Consider the following 7,322-nt stretch of genomic DNA (forward strand, 5'->3'; position numbering starts at 1 on the left):
AAAGTTTTCATTCAGCCACGTTGTGGCGCGCCGCACGTTCGTGCAGCATTGGAGCATTTACACTTTTTCAAAGTTAACATGCTCTATTATAAAAGTTTTGGTGGGTGGGGGCGTGGGGGAGGAGACCCTTTTACAAAAGGGTCCCTCCCCCACACAAAGCACTTCAAACTGACATCACAGCGCGCAAAAAAGCCGTCAGCCCACAAGGGGCTGACGGCTTTTTCAGTACTTTCGTCGAGGCGCGACAGCGCTGGCAAATCTGGCCCGCTGTCGGCTGGCAAAGCTGGGCTACAGGTTGGCGGCGTACCAGTCACCGGCCAGGCGCAGGCCCTGGCGCACGTCAAAGCGGGGGGCATACCCCAGCCGGGTCGCGGCGCGGCTGATGTCGGCCAGGCTGTGGCGCACGTCGCCAGCGCGAAAATCGCGGTGTTCCACCTTGGCGTTGGCGGCTTCAGGCCTATGGCGGGCCACCTCTTCGCGGATAAGGTCAAAAAGCTCATTGAGGGTCGTGCGCTGACCAAAGGCCACATTGTAGATGGTGTTGACGGCTTCGCCCTGGGCAAAGCTGGACAGCAGGTTGGCCTCCACAACATTGTCAATGTAGCAGAAGTCGCGGCTGGTTTCGCCGTCGCCGTTCACAAAGACGGTTTCGCCCTTGATGAGGCTGGCGAACCACTGGGGTACAACGGCGGCATATGCGCCGTAGGGATCCTGGCGCTGGCCGAAAACGTTGAAGTAGCGCAGTCCGACGGTGGAAAAGCCGTAGCAGCGGTTGAACACGTCGGCATAAAGCTCGTCCACGTACTTGGTGACGGCGTAGGGCGACAGGGGGCGGCCGATCTTGTCTTCCACCTTGGGCAGTTCCGGCGAATCGCCATAGGTTGATGACGAGGCGGCGTACACAAAGCTCTTGGCCCCTGCGTCGCGGGCGGCCACGAGCATGTGCAGAAAGCCCGTGATATTGCAGCTGTTGGACAGCAAGGGATCATCAATGGAGCGCGGCACAGAACCCAGCGCCGCCTCATGCAGCACGTGCTGTACGCCCTGGCAGGCTTTATGGCAGGTGTCCAGATCGCGAATGTCGCCTTCAATGAAGGTAAAACGGCTCCAGGCTTCAGGCCCGACGATATCGCGCACCATATCAAGATTTTTCTGATAGCCGGTCAAAAAGTTGTCCAGCCCGATGACTGTCTGGCCAAGCTTCAAAAGATGCTCAAGCAGGTTGGAACCGATAAAACCCGCAACGCCCGTAATCAACCAGCGGGAGGGGGCTGCCTGCATGGAGGCACACAATTGGGAATACGCGCTCATAGTTGCGTCCTGTTTTGCAATGATTTGTATCCGGGCGGGCAGGCATATAACCTCCTGACCAGACTTGAGCAATGTTACGCTGCTCAAGCCGGGCTGTAAAGCCGTGCGCGTCTGGCGCCAGCCCGTGTGAAAATGCCGCGACAATGTAGCAAAATCGAATTTGTGGCGCGGCAGCCCCTTTTCAGTTATCCTTGCAGATGCTATAGCTATTTGCATGCGAGCGCGGTCTGCCTTTGTGACAGACCGGTGTCAGCGCCAAAGGGAGCCGCGAGAGAATGAAGATCATAGTTCTGGGCAATCAGGCCAGGTCCATGAGCAATTTCTGGAGCGTACTGGTGCGCCATATGTTTCGGGCTGGCCATGAGGTGATCTGCTGCACGCCGCCCGGCGATCCGGGGGCGGAGGCGATTCTGGCGGCCCAGGGGGCGCAGGTGCAACATTATCCGCTGGATCGCAAGGGGCTCAACCCCCTGAACGACCTGCGCACCACCGGGGCGCTTTTGCGCATTTTCAAAAATGAAAAACCCGACCTGCTCTTTGCCTCCACCATCAAGCCCGTCATCTACGGCGGCATTGCGGCCCGTGTGGCTGGCGTGCCGCATATTTACGCCACCATCACCGGACTCGGTTACGCCTTTGAGGCTGACAGCTTTTTTAAAAAATGCGTCAACCGCCTGAGCGCCCTCTTGTACCGCACGGCGCTTTCCGGGGCTGAAGGCATTTTTTTTCAGAATGAAGACGACATCGCCACGTTCCAGAAAGCCGGAATCCTGCGGCCAAAGTCGCGCGTCCTGCGCGCGCGCGGCACAGGGGTGGACACAGCCCGCTTTGCCCCCACGCCCTTGCCCGGCCTTGCCGATGACGGCACGCTGACCGAGCCGCCGGTCTTTCTGCTGGTGGCCCGCCTGCTTGAAGCCAAAGGGCTGAAAGAATACGCCCAGGCTGCGCATGAACTCAAGGCCAGGCATCCCCATACGCGTTTTCTGCTGCTGGGGCCTGAAGAGCAAGGGCTTGGCAGCATCAGCCTGGAGCAGGTGCGCCTGTGGCAAGACCACGGCGGCATCGAATATCTTGGCGAAACGCGGGACGTGCGCCCCTACATAAGCGCGGCTCACGTCATGGTGCTGCCTTCGTGGCGCGAGGGCACGCCCACCTCCATCATGGAAGGCATGAGCATGGGGCGCGCCGCCGTTGTCACTGACGCCCCCGGTTGCCGCGAGGTCGTGCGCAACGGGCACAATGGCTACCTTGTACCCTTGCGCGATCCCAAGGCCCTTGCGTCTGCCATGGAGGCCTTCATTCTCCAGCCCGCTCTCATGGCAAGCATGGGCGCTGCCGGACGCAAGATGGCCCTGAACGAATTTGACGCCGAAAAGGTAGCTGACGGCATCCTTGAAGACATGCACGTTCCGGCATCGCCGGAGTCGGACAGCACGGGGCGCTAACCCCCTGCCGAACCGGCATTTCCCCGGGGCAATCCTGCGTTACCATTGCCCCGGCTGTTGCGCGCCCTGGCGACAGCATTAAGGCGCACGCGCCATTGAGAGCAGCTTACCAATAAATGGTTGACTGCTCTGCAAGAATTTTCACGTGGCGTTGATTCAGTCGAGCTTTAGCCATTGCGACGAAGGAAGCTAATATAATTACGCTGCCAAGCACCAAAGTGAGCCCGTAAAACCTTGTGAACACCGCTCGCTAAGGTAAAATGCTCTAGAGGATATTTTGCAATGATAAGCAGTTATCGTATGGGACTTTTACAGGTGCTGGACCTGCTCTGCATCCTGCTGGCCCTGGCAATTTCCGGGCTGACCACTATTGCGCCGGATTTGAGCGTTTTTGACGACTATACCGGCGCCACGCTCTTTACCATCTTCTTTTACATGCTGTTTTTCTATATTCTTGACGCCTACAGCGTGGGTCAGGAAGACTTCAAGGAAACTGCGGGCCGCGTGCTTGTGGCCTGCCTGCTGGCCATCATTTCATCGGCAACGGCCTCCTACGCCTTCCAGCACTGGCGTTTTGACCGTGAAACCGTTGTTTCGCTTTTTGTGCTCTCTTTCTGCTTCAGCCTGTTCTGGCGCTGGCTGTATCACCTCAATGCGCACAAGCTCACCCATCCCCTGCGCATTCTTCTCGTGGGCGTTGACCGTGCCGGCAAAGTGCGGCAACTGCTGGCCGAAGGGCTGCCCCAGGCCGAAATCATCGGCTATGTGGGCGAACACGATCAGGGCCCGGACGCAGGCCCCTGCCTTGGCCCGCCATTTCTGGCGCTGGACATAGCCCACGAAAAAAAGGCCACAATGATCCTGCTGCTGCCCGATGCCCCCATTGACGACGACATCGCGCATGATCTGCTTGAAGCCAAGCTTCGCGGCAGCATGGTTGTGGATATTCGCAGTTTTTACGAACACGTGGTGCAGCGCCTGCCGCTTTCACAGATCACGGACGAATGGCTGTTGCAGACAGAAGGCTTTTCGCTGAACACGCGCGGCTCACTGCGGCGGCTCAAACGCGCCCTGGACGTGCTCATTTCACTGGTGCTGCTCATACCCGCCACGCCCATCATGCTGCTGACCGCCCTCATCGTGCGCCTGGAATCCCCCGGCCCGGTCATTTACAAGCAGGATCGCGTGGGACTGTTTGAAAAGGAATTTACGGTGTACAAATTCCGCTCCATGCGGGCTGACGCCGAAAAGAACGGAGCCGTCTGGGCCAGCGCCGGGGACGCCCGCGTGACCCGCTTCGGCCGCTTCATACGCAAGGTGCGCATAGACGAACTGCCGCAGATATGGAACATCCTCAAAGGCGACATGAGCTTTATCGGCCCCCGCCCCGAGCGCATGGCCTTTGTGCAGAAGCTCAAGGAAACCATACCCTACTACAGCCTGCGCCACACGGTTAAACCCGGCCTCACGGGCTGGGCCCAGGTGTGCTACCCCTACGGCGCGTCCGAAGAAGACGCCCGCCGCAAGCTGGAATACGACCTGTATTACATCAAGAACATGTCCATTCTGCTGGACATCAACATCATCTTCAAAACCGTCGGCGTGGTGCTCTTTCCCAAGGGCGCGCGCTAGGGTTGTTGCTCGCGGAATACATTGTGGGGGAGGGACCCTTTTGCAAAAGGGTCGCCTCCCCCACACCCCCTCCCCCTAAAACTCTTAACGACAACATCATAAAAACCCCTGCAACGGCGTAACAACTCGCCGACGCAGGGGGTTTTTGTTTTGTACGTAAAGGCGGCTCCGCCATTCCGCAGCAGGGGCTCTGGCTGGGCCACGTACTTTAAAAAAGCCAAATTGCCTGGTTCGTTTGCCAAATACCAGGTCGATGCATTGGCAAGGGCGCGCTGTCGTCGCGGGCTGGTGTTGCCCCGAAAGCGGGTTGCCCGGTCGGAGCGACCGAAGCCTTTAGCCCTTTATGCCCACATAGATCTCAAAAGGATTTTCCACGCTCCAGTGCGAGGGATACAGCTCAAAGCTCAGTGACTGTTCGTCATAGGCATACGTCTGCTGGCTGGCGAACCAATTTTGAAAAATGAACCTATACGCTTCCCCGATGCTCGCAAGGTTGGGCACGCTGCAAACCGCATATTTGCCCGCCGGAATGTCCACATGCTTAAGGTCGGCTGGCAGACGCCCGCCCTTGTCTTCCACGGCTGCCCAGTAGTCGAAGTCTTCCGCATTGATCATGACAGTCACGCCATAGGCCGCAGTGGGCATGACCTGCGCATAGTCGGTGCAGAAACGCTGCCACAGGGCGGGGCAATCCTCCTGCGCTTTAGCCATGTTGGAACGCACCTTTATGCCGGTGAGGCGCTTGGCCGGGTATTCCACAATCGTCACGTTGAAGTCGCTCACGCAAATTCTCCTCATGGTTGGTGCTGCCGTTCATTGCAGGCCGCGCAGCTTGTACCCGGCACGTCGCCGGGGCCGCAAGCGGCCGGGAACGGCGCTTGATCTGCAGCCTGCACTTTCGCGCGTAAACGTGCTCGACTTTTTTTGCGGTTCCGTTCATCCTGAAGCAGATTAACTTTGAAATGCTTTACATTTCAAAGTTTTCGTTCAGCCGATAAATGCAGTTTTCGACGGAGCAGCATGAAAACATTGTCATATGAAGAGCGCCTGCACCGTGTGCTGCGGCATATAGAAAACAGTCTCGACTCCCGGCCAGATCTTGCGGAACTTGCGGAAATCGCCTGCTTTTCCCCCTACCATTTCCACCGTATTTTCTCGTCCATGATGGGGGAAAGCGTCGCGGCCTATGTGCGCCGCCTGCTTCTTGAAAGAGCGGCCCAGCAGGTAGCCCATACGCGCGACCCCATTACCCTCATAGCCCTTGATGCGGGCTATGAAAGCGTGGACGCGTTCACCAGGGCCTTTCGCGCGCACTTTGACGCGCTGCCGTCCGAGTACCGACGCACCGACGGACACCTGACGCGGGCGCGCAAACAGAATCCCGATGCCCCGCTGTTTCATCACCAGATTGTCGGCGTGCCCGCCCTGGAAATACGGGTCACGAAATTTGCGCCCCTGCTGGTGGCCGCCATGCGTCACACCGGCCCATATGAGAACTGTGGGGCGGCCTGGCTGCACCTGTTTTCCCTGCTGGGGCCGGCTGGTCTTTTGCATGAGGGCATGGTGGCCTACGGGGTCAGTCATGACAATCCCGACGTCACCCCCAAGGACAAATGCCGCATGGACGTCTGCGTGAGCCTGCCACAGGGCGTGAGCGAAGAAACCCCGGCCATACGGGATCTGCTGCGCAACAAGGAACTGTTTTTGCGGCATATCGGCAGTGAGTGCGACTACGTGGCCATGAAGGTGCAAGGGGACTATGCGCTGCTGCACCCGGCCTACCGCTCGCTTTTCGGCCAGTGGTTTCCGCAGAGCGGGCGCGAGCCTGTCAACGACCCCGGTTTTGAGGCGTACTACAATTCGCCGCAAACAACGGCCCCCGAAGACCTGCTGACGGAAATATTCATCCCGATGAAGCCGGAATGACCATTCAGGCGGCGGTGTTTGCAGACTTTTGCAGCGTGTTTTGAGATGGAATGATGCAGGAAGGTGCAGGTTTTGACGCCTGCGCTTATGATCAGAAAACCCGTCGAATTGCGCTAAACCCCCATAAAAGTTTTAGGGGGTGGGGGCGTGGGGGAGGAGACCCTTTTTCAAAAGGGTCCCTCCCCCACAAAGCATCTCCCCACAAAATATTTCAAAATACTCAAATCTACTGTTCGACGGGAAAGATATTGCGGAACACCACGCTGTCGTCCTGGTTGCGCACTTCAAGGATGACCTGGGCGTTCACGAGGTTGAGCCGACCTGGCAGGCGCACCACAATGACAGTGCGTTTGAAGCGGCTGATGCGAAAATCGCCCACATTTTCCGGGTCAAAGCTCAGGGGGTGCCTGGAGCCGTCAGCGGTAAGCAGGGTTCCGGAAACCGAGCCGGAGGCCAGCCGCTGATTGTCGGTATTGCGCAAATCAAGGGCCATGCGCAGTTTATCGCCGCGCAAGGCCCGCACCTGCACGTTGTCCACCTTCACATAGTCGCGATCAATGGCGGGAAATTCCTCATGCCCCGGCCCTTCAACGCCGCGCGGCGCTTCAGCCTTGACGGTCTCTTCCCTGTCTGCCGGGGCAGCCTCGCCCGGTTTGGCAACGTCTTCACCGCCAAGCCGCCGCAGCACAAGAGTGCGCCCCTGCACGTTTTCCTCGCGCAGCAGGTCTTCAAGGTGCTCAAGGCGTTCTGCGGTGGCTTGCGCCTCCTGGTAATCGCTTTCGAAGCGCAGCATGTTGGCGCGCAGGATGCCGTTGTCCTGCCAGAGTTTCCAGCATTGCCAGCCAAGGCCTGCGCTCAGCAGGGGCAGGCAGGCGAAAAAGCACAAAACAGTGTAAAAAAGGCCCCGCCGTACGCGAAAACTGCGCCGGGGGCCGTTATCCCTCATAAAAATGATGGAGAGACTTTCCTTGTACTTCAAGGTCTGCTTTCCTCTGCTCCCCTGGCCTG

The 7,322-nt window shown here is 58.5% G+C and carries 6 protein-coding genes; 3 read left to right on the forward strand and 3 right to left on the reverse strand.

From position 1 onward, the window contains the following. Window positions 1-288: 288 nt before the first annotated feature. A complete protein-coding gene (locus tag RBR41_RS11820; RefSeq protein WP_320352813.1) occupies window positions 289-1,311 on the reverse strand; it encodes an SDR family oxidoreductase in 1,023 nt (340 codons plus the stop codon). A gap of 275 nt (window positions 1,312-1,586) precedes the next feature. Between RBR41_RS11820 and RBR41_RS11825 the strand changes: the two genes are divergently transcribed. Both RBR41_RS11825 and RBR41_RS11830 read left to right on the forward strand, forming a co-directional pair. Continuing rightward, window positions 1,587-2,756 (forward strand): glycosyltransferase family 4 protein, encoded by a 1,170-nt coding sequence (locus RBR41_RS11825; RefSeq protein ID WP_320352814.1) that lies wholly within the window; start codon window positions 1,587-1,589, stop codon window positions 2,754-2,756. Window positions 2,757-3,038: 282 nt separating this feature from the next. After that, complete coding sequence (locus RBR41_RS11830; protein WP_320352815.1) at window positions 3,039-4,388, forward strand: sugar transferase; 1,350 nt, start codon at window positions 3,039-3,041, stop codon at window positions 4,386-4,388. A 333-nt stretch (window positions 4,389-4,721) separates the two neighbouring features. On the opposite strand, the gene RBR41_RS11835 is transcribed toward RBR41_RS11830, so the two are convergent. After that, window positions 4,722-5,171 (reverse strand): GyrI-like domain-containing protein, encoded by a 450-nt coding sequence (locus RBR41_RS11835; RefSeq protein ID WP_320352816.1) that lies wholly within the window; start codon window positions 5,169-5,171, stop codon window positions 4,722-4,724. Between the two features lie 237 nt (window positions 5,172-5,408). On the opposite strand from RBR41_RS11835, the gene RBR41_RS11840 reads away from it, so the two are divergent. Continuing rightward, complete coding sequence (locus tag RBR41_RS11840; protein WP_320352817.1) at window positions 5,409-6,314, forward strand: AraC family transcriptional regulator; 906 nt, start codon at window positions 5,409-5,411, stop codon at window positions 6,312-6,314. Window positions 6,315-6,540: 226 nt separating this feature from the next. On the opposite strand, the gene RBR41_RS11845 is transcribed toward RBR41_RS11840, so the two are convergent. Beyond that, entirely contained in the window at window positions 6,541-7,260 is a 720-nt protein-coding gene (locus tag RBR41_RS11845) for a hypothetical protein (protein WP_413785157.1), read from the reverse strand. Window positions 7,261-7,322 lie beyond the last annotated feature (62 nt).

The organism is Desulfovibrio sp., assembly GCF_034006445.1.
GTDB lineage: Bacteria > Desulfobacterota > Desulfovibrionia > Desulfovibrionales > Desulfovibrionaceae > Desulfovibrio.